The 15,734-nt window shown below is 64.5% G+C and carries 12 protein-coding genes and 2 tRNA genes; 3 read left to right on the top strand and 11 right to left on the bottom strand.

The features are described 5' to 3' along the window. Positions 1-3: 3 nt before the first annotated feature. From infB to scpB, 5 genes are all read right to left on the bottom strand, one after another. Entirely contained in the window at positions 4-3,033 is a 3,030-nt protein-coding gene (infB, locus tag ACF3ND_RS05300; protein WP_394064945.1) for a translation initiation factor IF-2, read from the bottom strand. A 68-nt stretch (positions 3,034-3,101) separates the two neighbouring features. Beyond that, entirely contained in the window at positions 3,102-4,586 is a 1,485-nt protein-coding gene (gene nusA, locus ACF3ND_RS05295; protein WP_394064943.1) for a transcription termination factor NusA, read from the bottom strand. After that, the gene (rimP, locus tag ACF3ND_RS05290) at positions 4,583-5,074 is read right to left on the bottom strand and encodes a ribosome maturation factor RimP (protein WP_394064941.1); all 492 of its coding nucleotides are present in this window, start codon (positions 5,072-5,074) and stop codon (positions 4,583-4,585) included. The genes nusA and rimP overlap by 4 nt, the downstream gene beginning before the upstream one ends. Before the next feature lie 329 nt (positions 5,075-5,403). Further along, positions 5,404-7,017 (bottom strand): 23S rRNA pseudouridine(2605) synthase RluB, encoded by a 1,614-nt coding sequence (rluB, locus tag ACF3ND_RS05285; RefSeq protein WP_394064939.1) that lies wholly within the window; start codon positions 7,015-7,017, stop codon positions 5,404-5,406. 2 nt (positions 7,018-7,019) lie between these two features. Next, positions 7,020-7,886 (bottom strand): SMC-Scp complex subunit ScpB, encoded by an 867-nt coding sequence (gene scpB / locus ACF3ND_RS05280; protein ID WP_394064937.1) that lies wholly within the window; start codon positions 7,884-7,886, stop codon positions 7,020-7,022. Between the two features lie 72 nt (positions 7,887-7,958). Here scpB and ACF3ND_RS05275 point away from each other — a divergent pair. After that, positions 7,959-8,035 (top strand) — tRNA-Met (locus tag ACF3ND_RS05275). A gap of 626 nt (positions 8,036-8,661) precedes the next feature. Then, a tRNA-Met gene (locus ACF3ND_RS05270) sits at positions 8,662-8,738 on the top strand. 162 nt (positions 8,739-8,900) lie between these two features. On the opposite strand, the gene ACF3ND_RS05265 is transcribed toward ACF3ND_RS05270, so the two are convergent. The 3 genes from ACF3ND_RS05265 to ACF3ND_RS05255 form a co-directional block, all read right to left on the bottom strand. Further along, a complete protein-coding gene (locus ACF3ND_RS05265; RefSeq protein WP_394064935.1) occupies positions 8,901-9,401 on the bottom strand; it encodes a peroxiredoxin in 501 nt (166 codons plus the stop codon). A gap of 89 nt (positions 9,402-9,490) precedes the next feature. Beyond that, on the bottom strand, positions 9,491-10,195 hold the full coding sequence (locus ACF3ND_RS05260; protein ID WP_394064933.1) for a cysteine hydrolase family protein: 705 nt from the start codon (positions 10,193-10,195) through the stop codon (positions 9,491-9,493). A 122-nt stretch (positions 10,196-10,317) separates the two neighbouring features. Continuing rightward, positions 10,318-11,286 carry a hypothetical protein gene (locus tag ACF3ND_RS05255; RefSeq protein WP_394064931.1) on the bottom strand — a complete coding sequence of 323 codons (969 nt, stop codon included), beginning with the start codon at positions 11,284-11,286 and terminating at the stop codon, positions 10,318-10,320. Positions 11,287-11,424: 138 nt separating this feature from the next. Here ACF3ND_RS05255 and ACF3ND_RS05250 point away from each other — a divergent pair, with 138 nt between their 5' ends. Continuing rightward, the gene (locus tag ACF3ND_RS05250; protein WP_394064929.1) at positions 11,425-12,573 is read left to right on the top strand and encodes a GNAT family N-acetyltransferase; all 1,149 of its coding nucleotides are present in this window, start codon (positions 11,425-11,427) and stop codon (positions 12,571-12,573) included. 9 nt (positions 12,574-12,582) lie between these two features. On the opposite strand, the gene phaR is transcribed toward ACF3ND_RS05250, so the two are convergent. The 3 genes from phaR to ACF3ND_RS05235 form a co-directional block, all read right to left on the bottom strand. Further along, positions 12,583-13,131, bottom strand: a complete 549-nt coding sequence (gene phaR, locus ACF3ND_RS05245) for a polyhydroxyalkanoate synthesis repressor PhaR (RefSeq protein WP_394064927.1) — start codon at positions 13,129-13,131, stop codon at positions 12,583-12,585. A 52-nt stretch (positions 13,132-13,183) separates the two neighbouring features. Continuing rightward, positions 13,184-13,921 (bottom strand): acetoacetyl-CoA reductase, encoded by a 738-nt coding sequence (gene phbB, locus ACF3ND_RS05240; protein WP_394064925.1) that lies wholly within the window; start codon positions 13,919-13,921, stop codon positions 13,184-13,186. 126 nt (positions 13,922-14,047) lie between these two features. Beyond that, a complete protein-coding gene (locus ACF3ND_RS05235) occupies positions 14,048-15,634 on the bottom strand; it encodes a PHA/PHB synthase family protein (protein WP_394064923.1) in 1,587 nt (528 codons plus the stop codon). Between the last annotated feature and the right edge of the window lie 100 nt (positions 15,635-15,734).

Below are 15,734 nucleotides of genomic sequence, written 5' to 3'. Positions count from 1 at the left end.
GAATTAAAGCGTCCGGGCGATCTCTTTGATCTCGAAGACCTCGAGCTGGTCGCCCACTTCGATATCGTTGTTGCCCCGCAGCGTGATGCCGCAATCGAAGCCGGAACGCACTTCCTTGGCATCGTCCTTGAAGCGGCGCAGCGATTCCAGATGGCCGGTCCAGTGCACCACGTTGTTGCGCAGCAGCCGCACTTGCGAGTCGCGGCGCACCACGCCTTCGGTGACCATGCAGCCGGCCACGTTGCCGATGCGGGAGATGTGGTAGACCTCGCGGATCTCGACCATGCCGATGATTTCCTCGCGCTGCTCGGGGGCCAGCATGCCCGACAGGGCCGCCTTGATCTCGTCCACCGCATCGTAAATGATGTTGTAGTAGCGCAGATCGATGCCGTTGGCCTCGGCCAGCTTCTTGGCGCTCTGTTCGGCGCGCACGTTGAAGCCGATGACCACGGCATTGGAGGCGATGGCCAGGTTGACGTCGCTTTCGGAGATGCCGCCCACGGCCGCATGCACCACTTCCACGCGCACTTCGTCGGTGGAGAGCTTGAGCAGCGACTGCACCAGCGCTTCCTGCGAACCCTGCACGTCGGTCTTGATGATCAGCGACAGGGTCTGCGTGCCTTCGCCCAGGTTGTCGAACATGGACTCCAGCTTGGCGGCCTGCTGGCGCGACAGCTTCACGTCGCGGAACTTGCCCTGGCGGAACAAGGCGATTTCACGCGCCTTGCGCTCGTCGGCCATGACGACCATTTCGTCGCCGGCGGCCGGCACTTCGGTCAGGCCCTGGATTTCCACGGGGATGGACGGCCCGGCCGAGCTGAGCGATTTGCCCAGTTCGTTGACCATGGCGCGCACGCGGCCGAAGGAAGCGCCCACCAGCACGGTGTCGCCGCGATGCAAGGTGCCGCTCTGCACCAGGATGGTGGCCACGGGACCGCGGCCCTTGTCCAGGCGCGCTTCGATGACGGTGCCCTTGGCGGGCGCGTCGACCGGCGCGGTCAGCTCCAGCATCTCGGCCTGCAGCAGCACGTTTTCCAGCAATTCGTCGATGCCCTGGCCGGTCTTGGCGGACACGGGAATGAACGGCACGTCGCCGCCGTATTCTTCGGGCACCACTTCCTCGGCCACCAGTTCCTGCTTGACGCGCTCCGGGTTGGCTTCGGGCTTGTCGATCTTGTTGATGGCCACGACCAGCGGCACGCCGGCGGCGCGGGCATGGTGGATGGCTTCACGGGTCTGGGGCATCACGCCGTCGTCCGAGGCCACCACCAGGATGACCACGTCCGTGGCCTTGGTGCCGCGGGCGCGCATGGCCGTGAAGGCCTCGTGACCGGGGGTGTCCAGGAAGGTGGCGGTGCCGCGATCGGTCTTCACGTTGTAGGCGCCGATGTGCTGGGTGATGCCGCCGGCCTCGCCCGAGGCGACCTTGGTGCGGCGGATGTAGTCCAGCAGCGAGGTCTTGCCGTGGTCCACGTGGCCCATGACGGTGACCACGGGCGCGCGAGGCTTGAGTTCGGCGTCGCTGGCCTCGGTGTCGACCAGGAAGGCCTCGGGATCGTCCAGCTTGGCGGCGATGGCCTTGTGGCCCAGTTCCTCGACCAGGATCATGGCGGTTTCCTGATCCAGCACCTGGTTGATGGTGACCATCTGGCCCAGCTTCATCAGGTGCTTGATGACCTCGGCCGCCTTGACGGCCATGCGGTGCGCCAGATCGCTGACGGAAATGGTTTCGGGCACGTGCACTTCGCGGGCGATGAACTCGGCCGCCTGCGGTTCGCGGCGCTCGGGCTGGGCATTGCGCCCGCCGCGGGCGTTCTTGCCGCGGCCCGCCTTGGCATTGGTTTTCCAGCCTTCGCGCGCGCCGCCGGCACCCGCCGAGGCGACATCCGCCTTGGAGGGCTGCTTCTTGCGGCTGGCATCGCCGCCCCAGCCGGGAGCGGCGTCGGTCTTGACGACCTTGCCTGAAGCCTTGTCCGCCTTGACGCCCTTGACGTCCTTCTTCAGGGCGCCCTTGGCGCCTGCCTTGCCGGCGCCTTCGGCTTCCGGTTCGGGAGCGCGCAGCACCTTGCGCGGACGGTTCAGCATCTCGCGCAGCGCGGCGGCCTCTGCTTCAGCCGCCTTGCGGGCGCGCTCGCGATCCTGGTCCTGCTCGACATCGGCCGCGACCGGAGGAATAGCGGGGCCACGAGCCGGACGGCGCTGGTTCGCGCCGGGCAGGTCCCGGGGCTTTCCGGTCGGAGCGGGCGTTTTCGCCCCTTGAGGATGCTGAGATTTGTTCACAGGAGTAGATTGACGAGCTTCTGAAGCAGATTTAGTAGGTACCACTGGCTTCTCTTCGGCCTTGGCCTGGGTGGATGGAGCCTCGACCGTTTCGGTCGTCCTGGCGGGCTCGGCGGCTTCGGGGGTTTCCGAAGGCGCGGCAGCCTGCTCCTGGGGCTGAGGCTCGGGTTTAGAGTGACTTTCCTCGACGGCGGCGGCCGGCTCGGCGGGAGCGACAGGTTCCGGCGCAGGAGGAGTCGGTTCGGGAACCGCTTCGGCGACCAGTTCGGCGGGCGCGGGTTCGGGCTTGACGACGGCTGCCGGCTCGGGCGCCGCCACGGGTGCAGCGGGCTCGGCGGCTGGCGCGGCGGGTTGGGCCGGAGCAGGAGCGGCCTGGCTGGCTTCTTCGGCCTTGGCCGCCGCCTGCCGGGCGTTTTCCTGCTGCAGCGCAGCCGTTGCCTCTGCCACCAGCTCGGACGGATCACGTTTGACAAACACGCGCTTCTTGCGTGTTTCCACCTGGATCGTGCGCGAACGGCCGGACCCGTCGTCCTGACGGATCTCCGATGTCTTGCGGCGGGTCAGGGTGATTTTATTCCCTTCCTGACCGCCATGCGAGCGGCGCAACGATTCAAGCAGCTTCGCCTTATCCGAATCGGTGATTGCATCATCCACCGATTTGAGCTCAATACCTGCGGTGCGCAGCTGCTCCAGCAGAACGTTCGCAGGCATTTTCAGTTCTTGAGCGAACTGGGCGACAGTGTTACTCGGCATTCGACTCTCTCTTGCTTTACTACAACTATTCTTAATGAATACAACGCGCGGGACCTAGCTGGTCATGATCAGGCCTCGTCGTCAAACCAGTGGGCGCGAGCGCGCATGATGAGCTGGCTGGCCTCGTCCTGGCCCAGTCCGGTCATGTCGGACAGCTCATCGGTGGCCAGCTCGGCCAGATCGTCCAGCGTTGTAACCTCGTTTTCGGCCAGCTTGGCGATGACCTCCGGCGTGATGCCCTCGATTCCGGCCAGCTCCTTGGCGGCGGTCTGCACCAGCTCTTCCTTGGCGATGGCCTCGCTCAGCAGCGCATTGCGGGCGCGGGCGCGCAGCTCATTGACCATGTCCTCGTCAAAGGCTTCGATCTCCTGCAGCTCCTGCAAGGGCACGTAGGCGATTTCCTCCAGGCCGGTAAAGCCTTCGTCGATCAGGATGTCGGCCACGTCCTCGTCCACATCCAGGCGGGACATGAAGGTGGCGCGCAGTTCCTCGCGCTCTTCGTCCTGGCGGTTGCGGCTTTCCTCGGGCGTCATGATGTTGATCTGCCAGCCGGTGAGCTCCGAAGCCAGACGCACGTTCTGGCCGCGGGCGCCAATGGCCTTGGGCAGGTTTTCCTCGTCCACCACGACGTCCATGGCGTGCTTGTCCTCGTCCACCAGAATGGATTCGACATGCGCGGGCGCCAGCGCGCCGATCACGAATTCGGCTGGGTCGTCGGCCCACAGCACGATGTCGACCTGTTCGCCGCCCAGCTCGTTGCGCACCGCGGTGACGCGCGAACCGCGCATGCCCACGCAGGTGCCGATGGGATCGATGCGCTTGTCGTAGGCGATGACGGCGATCTTGGCGCGCACGCCGGCGTCGCGGGCGGCCGCCTTGATCTCCAGCAGGCCCTGCTCGATCTCGGGCACTTCGTTCTCGAACAGCTCCTTGATGAATTCAGGAGCGGTGCGCGACAGGATGACCTGCTGGCCGCGAGCGGCGTAGTCCACCTTCTGCACCCAGGCGCGGACGCGGTCGCCCACGCGGATGTTTTCCTTGGGGATCATCTCGGAACGGGGCAGGCGGGCTTCGATCTTGCCCATCTCGATGATGGCGTCGCCCTTGTCCATGCGCTTGACCGTGCCCGAGACGATGGTCTCGCCGCGCTCCAGGAAGTCGTTCAGGACCTGTTCGCGCTCGGCGTCGCGGATCTTCTGCAGGATGGCCTGCTTGGCCGCCTGCGCGCCGATGCGGCCGAACTCGATGGGTTCGAGCGCTTCCTCGATGTAGTCGCCCACCTGCAGGTCGGGATCGATCTCCAGGGCGTCGGAATACAGCTCCTGCTTGTCCGGCTCCTGCAGGCCGGCCTCGTCGGGCACGACCAGCCAGCGCCGGTAGCCTTCGTGGGCGCCGGTTTCCCGGTCGATGTCCACACGGATATCGACGTCTTCCTTGAAGCGTTTCTTCATGGCCGAGGCCAGGGCGCTCTCAAGCGCGCTGAAAACAACTTCACGTGCTACGGATTTTTCACGCGCCAGCGCATCGACCAGCAATAGAATTTCGCGACTCATCGCTTCTTACCCTTGAAATCAAGAACGGGATCCAATTTGGCACGATCCACCTGGTCATAGGTGAAGTCGACCTGCGTCAGCTTGCCCGATGCTTCGTCCAGTTCGAGCCTAAAAACGGTATCCAGGGGCACATCGGCAGGCGAGGCGCCCTCTGGGGCGTGGAGCGTACCCACGAATACTTTCCGATTGTCGATCGCCTCGTGCAGGCGGACCTGCACGCGCTGACCGGCGAAACGCACGAAGTCGCCCACGCGCAGCAGGGGGCGGTCCACCCCCGGCGAGGCCACTTCCAGGCGCTTGTAGTCGACGTTCTCGACCTCGAAAACGCGAGACAATTGTTTGGACACCCATTCACAGTGCTCGATACGCACCCCTTCCGGATGATCGATGACCACTCGCAACAGGCCCAGCGGCGCACGTTCCACGTCCACCAGTTCGAACTCCGTGCCCGCCAGGGTCTCTTGTGCCAAAGCTAGAATGTCTGCCATAAAATCCAAAAAAAATGGGCTGTACGCCAGCCCATGGTCACCATGCCAGTCCGCCGCCTGCCTTGCAAACGGCGCTGGCCTCGCGCACTGCCAACGCAATATCCGTCTTGCCGCAAGCGCAACGAGACTGGATGATGCGCCCCGCCCCGCATATCCGCGAAGACAAGGCCGATCGCTGGCATGCAGCATCAAAAAAGACTCAAGCGGCACAAATGCCACTGAGCCAAGTTCATTATTCTACCAGAAATCCGGAAAATACGTGCATTCACGCGGCTTTACACGCCCGCACGCAACAGGCTGCGCCGGGCGGCAAGCCCGGCGCCCGGCGCTCAACGGCGTCCGCGCCCGAGCTGGGACTCATGGGCGGCGGCGCCGGCCGGCTGCCAGTCGTCGTCGCGGCGGCTGCGGCGGCGCACCACCGTGGGTTTCTTGGCGCCGGACTTGCCGGCCTGGCCCGCGGAGGCGCGATCCGCACCCGACTTGCGGCGGGCGGCGGGACGCCCGTCCTGGGGCCCGCGCGGCTGTTCGTTGCGCTGACGCCGGCCGCCCTGCTCGCGGCGGCCCGCATCCGGATGGCCGTTGGCCAGGCCGCCGCTGATGAACAGCGCGCCATTGGCCGACTCGTTGACCTGCGCGACGCGCGACGCGCGGGGGCGGGCGGCGGCCAGGCGTCCGCCGCGTCCCAGGCGCGCTCCGCTCAGGCCATTGTGCTCGAGCGTGCCGAAACCGGGCGGCAAGGCGCTGTCATGCGACAGAGGCTGGCGTTCGCGGCGCTGATGGCCGTCCTCGTCGCCGTCCTTAACCAGGCCCAGGCGCAGCATGAAAGCCAGCACCAGATCGGCGTCCAGCTCCTCCCAGCGGCCGCGGCGCAGGTTCTTGGGCAGGCCGACTTCCCCGAAGCGGGTGCGGATCAGGCGGCTGACCGTGACGCCCACCGCCTCGAACATGCGGCGCACTTCGCGGTTGCGGCCTTCATGGATGGTGACGCGATACCAGCGGTTGCTGCCCTCCCCGCCCAGATACTCCAGAACGCCGAACTTGGCCAGGCCGTCCTCCAGTTGCACGCCCTCGCGCAGGGACTGCATCTGCTCTTCGCCCAGTTCGCCCAGCACGCGCACCGCGTACTCGCGCTCCGCGCCGTAGCGCGGATGCATCAAACGGTTGGCGATGTCGCCGGAAGTCGTGAAGATCAGCAGGCCTTCCGTGTTCAAGTCCAGGCGGCCGACCGACAGCCACTTGCCCACTTTCAGGGACGGCAGGCGGCCGAACACGGTGGCGCGGCCTTCGGGATCATCGTGCGTGACGATCTCGCCGGCCGGCTTGTGGTACAGGATCACGCGGGGCGGGCGCTTGCCGCTGGCGCGGTTGATCAATTGGCCATTGACGCGCACCTTGTCGTCTGCGCCGACGCGCTGGCCGATGTGGGCGGGCTCGCCGTTCACGGACACCCGTCCGGCGATGATCAGCTCCTCCATGTCGCGGCGCGAACCGATGCCGGCCTCGGCCAGCACCTTGTGCAGCTTGGGCTGCACGAGATCGCTGCCCATGTACTTGCCCAGCTTCTGCGACAGGCGGCCCTGCTTGTCCAGGTGGCCGAAGGCGATGTCGTCATCCCCTTCCAGAATGACCACGGGAGCCTCGTCCGCCGCATGCCGCGCGCCGCCCCGCCCGCCGCGGGCGGACTGGCCGGCCGGACGGCGCGGATTCGCCGCGGGCTTGCGCCGATTCTGGGCGCGGGCCGGCTTGACCTTGGGCTCGGCCGGCGCCGCCGCCTCGGCGGACTCGCGCTGGCGGGGCGCCGATTCCTGCGCGGCATCGCCGCGCCGGCGCCGGAACGGCGTCCGCAGCTTGCGGCCCTGACCCTTGGCGCGGGCATTCTTGCCGCCGGCGCCATCCTGGGCTTCCGGCGCGGGGGCTGTCATCGTCTCGTGCGAATCAGTCATTTTTAATCTTTTACTCCAGAGTTTCTTATTTCTTCCGACGGCTCCGCATCCTGCCGCCCGGCATCCGCCTGGGCCGGCTCCAACGAATCCGGGTCAAATTCCACATCGGCCAGGGCGGCCTGCGGCAGGGCCTCTTCGGACGCCCGGCCGGCGACAGCCTCTTGCTGCACGGCCGGTTCAAATTCCATCTCGGCGCCCGGCGCCGACTCCTGCTCCGCGGCAACGCTCACGGATTCCTGCTCATCGCCCGGCGTCGGTTCGCCGGACGGCGTTCCGTCGGGCGGCGTTCGCTCGGACGACCCTTCGTCGGACGTCGCGCCGCCGTCGGGCAACTGCGCCAGCACGTCCAGCGAGTCCAATGACTCCACGGCCGGCAATTCGTCCAGCGAACGCAATCCAAGATCATTGAGAAACTGGCGGGTCGTCCCCAGCAAGGCGGGCCGGCCCGGCGCATCACGGTAACCCAGCACCTCGATCCAGCCCCGGTCCTCCAGGGTGCGGACGATCTGGGTGGATACGCTGACGCCGCGTATATCTTCGATATCACCCCGCGTCACGGGCTGACGCCAGGCGATGATGGCCAGGGTCTCAAGCACCGCGCGGGAATACTTGGGAGGACGCTCCAGGCTCAGCCGCGACAGGAACACCTGCATGGCGGGCCGGCTCTGAAAGCGCCAGCCGCCGGCCACCTGCACCAGCTCCAGGCCGCGCTCCTTCCAGTCCAGCTGCAGCAGGGCCAGATAACGGCGCAGGTCATCAGCCGACACTTCCGGCGATACGAACATCTTGCGCAGCTCGGCGCTGTTCATGGGCTGCTGCGCACACAGCAGGGCCGTCTCCAGGACGCGAATTATTTCACTTTCGGTCACTGCTGGGAAGCCTCACTGTAAGACAATACTTGCATAAGGTAAAAATTCAATGTTAGTATTCTTTTTTTCCGGCGCGGGGTGGAGCAGCTTGGTAGCTCGTCGGGCTCATAACCCGAAGGTCGTAGGTTCAAATCCTGCCCCCGCAACCATTTTCCGGAACCCTTCTGGGACATCAAAGCAGCCAGCCATCACGTGCTGGCTTTTTTGTTGCCCGCTGATCGCGCACGCGCCGCGCGCAGGCGCTGCGCCCGGAACAGGCCGTACAGCAAAGGCGGATAGAAAAAGGCTCGCGGAACGATACATGCTTGGATAAGTCCAGGAACAATACCAGGATGAATCCACGCCGGCCGGGCCGGCGCAAAAACAGCACAAGGAACAATCGAAGCGACTGCTGGCGGTCTGACAAGACGCCGGGACCCGGCGCGCAGCGCGGCTGAAGCACAGACCATCGACTGCCAAAACCTGAAACAGAGAAATTCGTCGCCGGGGCGCCCTGCATATCGGGGGCCGGCTGCCAATACAGCGCCGTGTTGACCATAAAGGTACAGGCGGGGTACGGTTGGCTGCTTGCGCGTTTGAGCTTTTTGAAATGCCAGTCAGGCCAAGCCGGTACTCACAGTGCTATTACACCATCACGACCGGCTCGACGCAAGAAAATTGCCTGAAAGAAACATCAAGCCGTCTCGCCGGCGCCGCGCGCCGATCCCGATCGAATTGAAAGAAAACAGTCATACTATGTACACATTCAAAAAATGTGTTATAGTTAACTTTCTGACGCGGGGTGGAGCAGCTTGGTAGCTCGTCGGGCTCATAACCCGAAGGTCGTAGGTTCAAATCCTGCCCCCGCAACCAAACATAGCAAGCCTGCCTTTTCAGGCAGCTTCGCCAAAAAAACCGGGCCTTGCCCGGTTTTTTCTTGCCCGCTTCCCTCCTCACGCCGGAATCCGCACGCCAAGGCCGTGCCTTGGAGCCCCGGCGCCCCCTTCGCCCCCCGCAGTTGCGCGCTGCCCGGAATCAGGAATACGCCTGCCCCTTCAGCCGGCCAAGCCGGACCAGGACCTCCTGCGCATTCCGACCCGGATCGTCGACCGGAAACATCACCTGCTCGACATATCCATGGCAGAAAATGAAAGTCAGCCTCTTCAGCAGCGTCATTCCGCCAGCCGAAAAGGTAGGCAGCCCCAGCGCGCGGGCCAGCCTGAGCTCGGCGTCCGACAGAAGGGCGAACGGCAAGTGAAGACGTTCGGCCGCCTCCGACTGATAGGCGGTCGTTTGAGTGGACAGTCCGAAAACGAACCGCGCCCCGGCGCCCGCAAGCTCGGCATGATGATCCCTGAAAGCGCAGGACTGCTGCGTGCAGCCTCGCGCGCCGGGAATCCGATCCCATCCCTCGAGTGGCGGAGAATCCGGCGGACTGGTCCGAGGGTAGGCATAGACGACCCCGATCCCCTGGAGACTGGAGAGATCGACGTGTCCTCCGCTGCTTGCGGCGAGCGGAATGGACGGCAGCCTCATGCCCTTAGCTATCAACTTGCGATCCTCCTGTCGATACGCACGGGGTCTCGCGGCTCATGCCGAGCGGCTGCGATCCCCGACCGCATCCATCATACCAGCGGTTGCGCGCTGCCTTCCTGACCGGCCGCCAGGGCCAGCAGCTCGTCCACCCGCATCACATCGATGAAATAGGCGCACAAATTATTCAAGGATGCATTGTGCTCCTCGTCCGTCAGGGTGGCGTTCGCATCGGCCAGGAAGATCGCTCGGTAATTGAGCTGATGCGCGTCGCGGGCCGTGCTTTCCGAACAGCAATTGGTCAAGGTGCCCGAGATGATCACGGTACCTACCCCCGACTCCTGCAGGCGCTCGTGCAGATCGCAGGTGCCGGGCGTGAAGGCGCTGAAGCGCGTCTTGTCCACGATGAGGTCTTCGTCATGCACCACCAGCCCCGGCCAGAGCTGATGTCCGTGCGCGCCGCGCAGGAACGCCCGCCGCGACCGCTCTGCCGCCTCGGGCGCGCAGAAACCGTCGTACCAGCGCGTCCAGGGCGTGGTCTCATCAGGATCATAGGTATAGCGCAGAAAGATATTCAGCCCGCCCGCAGCGCGCACGGCAGCGCTGACCCGGTTGATATTGGCCACGATGTCACGCGCCGGAGGCACCTCCACGGCCGCCCCCGGCTCCAGAAAACCGTTCTGCATATCGATGACGAGGTGGGCCGTCCTGCGCCAATCCATCGGTTCTGCCGCGCGCGGCCCGCGCAACTGCCTCACCCGCTCCAGAATGGCGGGCGATATGCGTATCTGATGCACAGTGTCTCCTTGGTGGTTCATGCCAGGCGGAAACCGCCTCGGCATGTGCTTATATTTAGCGTCCACACTTTATTATTTTGATAAATCCAGTTTAATTGGTATTAACCAGAAGCGCATACGCTTCAACTAGCGGGCTCTTCCCTATTCCCCGGGCGCTCGGACACAGCCAGCACTCGCCGTATCCAGTCACGCACGCGCACATAGGCCGCAGGCAGCTCACCGCGATCGTAACGCGCCTGGACTTTCATGCTGGACAAGGCCTTGCGCGCCTCGTCCATGGATTGGGCGCCGGCCAGGGCCGCGCTGTCCAGCGGCGGGTCGAAAGACAGGTTCAGGTCCAACCGGCCCGTGGGCGCAGGCAGTTCGCCAATGAACTCCAGCAGAGCCTTGCGGCTGGCGGCCGGGGCCGTGGCCGGCGGCATGACCATGACGGCCGTACGCGCCGCCAGCAGCGCCGCCTGGATGGCTGGCCTGGGATCTTCATACATGCCCACGAAGCCCACCACGGCCGGCATGATCATGTTCTGGACCAGTCTCACGTTGTCCAGCCGCAAGGCCAGACTTTGCAATTTCAGGGCCTGCAGATCATCGCCATGCAGGGCGCGCCCCGCCAGTTCGGGGGCATGGGCCGCCGCCTGCAGACTGATCTCGCGCAGGCTCTCGCCGCTCAGCACGGCGCGTTTCAGATGCAGTCGCCCGGCCTGCTCGTCCCACTCGTAGTCCAAGCCGAAACGCATGGGGGAGGCCTGCAGGCGCATCAGATAATCCTGGCCCGGCAGACGTCCGGTCAACGTGTAGATCCCCGAAACATCCAGCTTCAGGGACCGGGGCAAGGCCCCCTCCTCCGCATCCTGATCCAATCCCGCGCCGCTGAAACTCAGCTCATCAAAAGCCAGCACCACGGATGCGTGCTCGACGTTCCATTGCCCGCGCCGCATGATGCATACGCCATCCCTGTCCTGAACCTGCAACTGCGCCCCGTCCTGGCCCTGCAGGCTTATACGCTCGAGCAGGAAATCGCAGCTCGTCCCTGCCTGGACCGCTCCTGCCGCCAAGGCGGCCAGCAGGCCGCTCATCACTGTTTTCTTCATGGTTCCGCATCCCGGACGAACCAAGCCGTCTCAAGGGTTTATCCTTCACATTGATCGCAACGCTGGCTAGTATACAAATCCGCTCCCGCCGGGTTCGTCCGCGGCGACCTCGACACCGCCACCTTTACCACTGCTTACATGTCGCTTTCCGAATCTGTCCGCTTCTCGCTCCTCACCCGATTGGACGACCTGTCTGCCCGTGACTGGGACGAGCTGGCCGGCGGACACGTCTTTGTGCGCCATGCGTTTCTGCTGGCCCTGCAGCACAGCGAATGCGCCAGTGCGCGCAGCGGCTGGGAAGCGAACTTCCTGCTCATGCATCGGGACGCGCAGCTGTGCGGCGCCGTGCCTTTGTACCTGAAGCACCATTCACGCGGCGAGTATGTCTTCGACCAGGGCTGGGCCCAGGCCTACCACCGGCACGGGCTGGCCTATTACCCCAAGCTGCTGAGCGCGGTCCCCTTCACGCCGGTCGGCGGCCCGCGCCTGCTCGCCCGCACGCCCCTGGACAAGCTGCTGCTGGCGCGCCAGTTGCAACAGCTGGCGCAGGACAATCAGCTGTCCTCCGTACATGTGCTGTTTCCGACTCCCGAAGACAGGCAGGCCCTGGAACAGGCGGGCTTCATGATCCGGCACGACGTGCAGTTCCACTGGCGCAACGAAGGCTATGAGGGCTACGACGATTTCCTGGCCGCGCTGACCCAGCAAAAGCGCAAGAAACTGCGCCAGGACAGCCGCAAGATCGCGGAACAGGGCATCGAATTCGAGCACCGCCACGGCGATCAGCTGCGCGCCCGGGACCTGGATTACTTCTACCAGTGCTATGCCAACACCTACCTGGAACGGGGCCAGACGCCCTACCTGACGCGGGAATTCTTCGAGCGCCTGCGCGAACAGATGCCCGACAGCCTGGTACTTATCCTGGCCCACAGGCAGGGACGGAACGTGGCCAGCGCCCTGTCGCTGCGCGACGGACAATCGCTGTATGGACGCTATTGGGGATGCACGCAGTACGTGCCGGGCCTGCATTTCGAAACCTGCTACACGCAGGCCATCAAGTACTGCATCGCGCAGCAGCTGCAGCGCTTCGAAGGCGGTGCGCAGGGAGAGCACAAGCTGTCACGCGGCCTGCTGCCGACGCCCACCTGCTCGGCCCACTGGATTGCCGACCCGCGCTTTGCGCAGGCCGTGCAGGCGTTCCTGGATGAAGAAGCGGGCCATGTGGCCCGCTATCGCGATGCGCTGGCGGCCCACGCCCCGTTCAAGGCCGGCGAGCCGCCAGCCTGAACCCGGGCGTCAGCCCTTCTTGTCCTTGCCGCCGCCTGGATTGACGAAGGGGAAGACGGAGAACATCTGGCGCGTCTGGTCCTGCATCTGGTCCTGCATCTGCACGAACAGGTTCTTGCTCTGGTCGATGTAGTTGTTCATGACGGACTGCATGATGGGCGCCTGCACGTTCATGAACTGGGCCCAGGCCTCGGGGCCGAACTGCGCCCCGTACATGCCCTTGGACTGCTCGGTCATGCGCTCCTGGATTTCCATGAAGGCCTGGATGTTCTTTTCCAGATAGGAGCCCATGACGCCCTGCATGGCGTTGCCGTAGAAGCGGATGATCTGCATCAGCACCGGCGTGGAGAACATGGGGATCCCGCCGCTTTCTTCTTCGAGGATGATCTGCAGCAGGATGCTGCGCGTCAGGTCTTCGTTGCTCTTGGCATCGACGACCGCGAACTCCTCGCCCGACAGCACGAGTTGCTTGACGTCGGCCAACGTGATGTAGGCGCTTGCCTGCGTGTCGTACAGACGCCGGTTGGGGTATTTCTTGATGAGTCGAGGAGATCCCATGCTAGTGCTTGCTTCCTAATCAGTGAATACGTGGAACGCGCGCCTGCGAGCGTCAGCTCATGTGCAGTCCGCCGTTCAGGGAGAAATCCGCTCCCGTGGCGAAACCCGAATCGCCCGATGCCAGCCAGGCCACCATGGATCCGATCTCTTCCGGCGTGCCCAGGCGTCCCACCGGAATGGTGGCGACGATCTTCTCCAGGACGTCGGGCCGGATGGCGCGGACCATGTCCGTGCCAATATAACCTGGAGAAATAGTATTGACCGTCACGCCCTTGTTAGCAACCTCCTGGGCCAGGGCCATGGTGAAACCGTGGATGCCGGCCTTGGCGGTGGAGTAGTTGGTCTGGCCGAACTGCCCTTTCTGGCCGTTGACCGAACTGATGTTGATGATGCGGCCCCACTTGCGCTCGACCATGCCGTCGATGACCTGCTTGGTGACGTTGAACAGGCTGTTCAGGTTGGTGTCGATCACGGCGCGCCAGTCTTCCTGGCTCATCTTGCGGAAGGTGCCGTCGCGGGTGATGCCGGCATTGTTGACCAGCACGTCCACCTGGCCGAACTCGGCGAACACCTTCTTGAAGGTCTCGACCGTCGAATCCCAGCACGCGACGTTGCCGACCGACGCGTGGAAGGTGAAGCCCTGTTCAGCCTGCTCGTTCAGCCACTTCTGGTAGTCGCGGCTGGGACCGCAGCCGGCGATGACCACGAACCCGTCTTTCGCAAGACGCTGACAAATTGCCGTGCCTATCCCTCCCATACCACCAGTTACATAGGCTACTTTGCTGCTCATATACTTCTCCTGAGGGGGTGACAAAGCTGGAATCCACATCCGGCGCCGCAGGCTGGCCCGTACCGGTTCCAGGCAGAAGGAACAGGACCGCGGCCCTGTTCCGGAAAAAAGAACGGATGGGCCCCGCTACCCGGCGCGCACCTTGACGTAGCTGCCGGGCGCGGCTTCCAGCACCGGGTAGCGCGCATGGCCCAGGGTGCGCTTGGCGCGCTTTCTGGGACCGGACAAGGGCTTGAGCCAGTCCATCCAGTCCGGCCACCAGCTGCCCGGCACCGACCGCGCCCGGGCCAGCCACTGTTCGGCCGAGTCCGCCTCGGCCGCGGCATCGTCCGCCACCCAGTAATTGCGCCGCTGCTTGGCAGGCGGGTTGATGACGCCGGCGATGTGGCCCGAGGCGCCCAGCACGAACCGATGGCGCGCGGCCGGCAAGGCCCGCAGCGAGGCATAGGCCGACTGCCAAGGCACGATATGGTCGTCGCGCGAGCCGTAGACATAGACGGGCAGCTCCAGGCGGGCCAGGTCCGCCCTGTGGTCGCCAAAGGCCATGCCGCCCGGCTGCACCAGGCGGTTCTCCAGATAGGTGTTGCGCAGATACCAGGCAAAGAAGGGGCCGGGCAGATGCGTGCCGTCCGAGTTCCAGTACAGCAGATCGAAGGCCGGCGGCGTCTTGCCCTGCAGATAATTGCTGCTGACGTAGTTCCATACCAGTTCGGCCGGCCGCAGGAAGGAGAAGGTGCTGGCCAGCTCGCGCGCATCGAGCAGCCCGCCATTGCCCAGCTGCCATTCACGAAATGCGACATGGGCCTCGTCTATGAAGACATTGAGCACGCCCACGTCGGAGAAATCCAGCATGGTGGTCAGCAGCGTCATGGAGGCGGCCGGATCCTCGCCCTTGTCGCGGGCCAGGGCCAGGGCGCTGGCCAGCAGGGTCCCGCCTATGCAGAAACCAAGGGTGTTGATCTTGCCCTGGCCGGACAGTTCCTGGGTGACGCGGATCGCCTCCAGCACGCCCTGCTCCAGGTAGTCCTGCCAATCCAGCGCCTGCACGCCGGGCGGATCGTCGGGCTGGGGATTGCGCCAGGACATCAGGTACACGGCAATGCCCTGGTCCACGGCGTGGCGCACGAAGGAATTGCCCTCCTGCAGGTCCAGGACGTAGTACTTGTTGATGCAGGGCGGCACGATCAGCAGCGGAACGGCATGCACCATGGTGGTGGTCGGCGCATACTGGATCAGCTGGAATATGTCGTTCTGGTAGACCACGGCGCCGGCCGTGGTGGCGACATTGCGGCCCAGCTCGAACTGGCTTTCGTCCGTCTGGGTCAGGCGCCCCTTCTGCAAGTCCGCCATGAAATTGAACATGCCCTGCAGCAGAGACTGTCCGCCGCTGTCCACCATGGCCTGCAGGGCCTGGGGATTGAGCATCAGATAATTGGTGGGAGACATGGCTTCGGCCCACTGCATCAGCGAAAAATCCAGCCGCTCGCGCTGCGCCGGCTCCAGCTCGGTCAGCTCCAGCATGTCGCGCATGGCCTTGACGCCCAGTTCCCAGACATGCGCGTTGAACAGGGCCACGGGATTCTGCTGCCAGGCCGCATCGGCGAAGCGCCGGTCCCGGGGGGCGGGCAGTTTTCCGCATTGAGCCTGTTCCCAGAGCTTCTGCCACTGCCGTGTATAGCTCGTCTGTAATTCGGCGAACCGTGCTGGATCCATCAAGCCTGCAAAACCTTGAAAAACATTTTCATTATTCAACATCGGCCACCTGTACACGGTTCGAACTCATGCTTTGATGATGGTGTTGGTAACAATAATC

This window comes from Alcaligenes sp. WGS1538 (assembly GCF_043187505.1).
GTDB lineage: Bacteria > Pseudomonadota > Gammaproteobacteria > Burkholderiales > Burkholderiaceae_B > Alcaligenes.
The sequence above is the reverse complement of the archived record's forward strand: the minus strand, read 5'-3'. Positions and strand labels throughout refer to the sequence as shown.

Excerpts from the sequence above, each read along its gene's own strand:
- infB (WP_394064945.1), bottom strand. The coding sequence starts at position 3,033 with ATGCCGAGTAACACTGTCGCCCAGTTCGCTCAAGAACTGAAAATGCCT.
- nusA (WP_394064943.1), bottom strand. The coding sequence starts at position 4,586 with ATGAGTCGCGAAATTCTATTGCTGGTCGATGCGCTGGCGCGTGAAAAA.
- rimP (WP_394064941.1), bottom strand. The coding sequence starts at position 5,074 with ATGGCAGACATTCTAGCTTTGGCACAAGAGACCCTGGCGGGCACGGAG.
- rluB (WP_394064939.1), bottom strand. The coding sequence starts at position 7,017 with ATGACTGATTCGCACGAGACGATGACAGCCCCCGCGCCGGAAGCCCAG.
- ACF3ND_RS05265 (WP_394064935.1), bottom strand. The coding sequence starts at position 9,401 with ATGAGGCTGCCGTCCATTCCGCTCGCCGCAAGCAGCGGAGGACACGTC.
- ACF3ND_RS05255 (WP_394064931.1), bottom strand. The coding sequence starts at position 11,286 with ATGAAGAAAACAGTGATGAGCGGCCTGCTGGCCGCCTTGGCGGCAGGA.
- ACF3ND_RS05250 (WP_394064929.1), top strand. The coding sequence starts at position 11,425 with ATGTCGCTTTCCGAATCTGTCCGCTTCTCGCTCCTCACCCGATTGGAC.
- phaR (WP_394064927.1), bottom strand. The coding sequence starts at position 13,131 with ATGGGATCTCCTCGACTCATCAAGAAATACCCCAACCGGCGTCTGTAC.
- phbB (WP_394064925.1), bottom strand. The coding sequence starts at position 13,921 with ATGAGCAGCAAAGTAGCCTATGTAACTGGTGGTATGGGAGGGATAGGC.
- ACF3ND_RS05235 (WP_394064923.1), bottom strand. The coding sequence starts at position 15,634 with ATGGATCCAGCACGGTTCGCCGAATTACAGACGAGCTATACACGGCAG.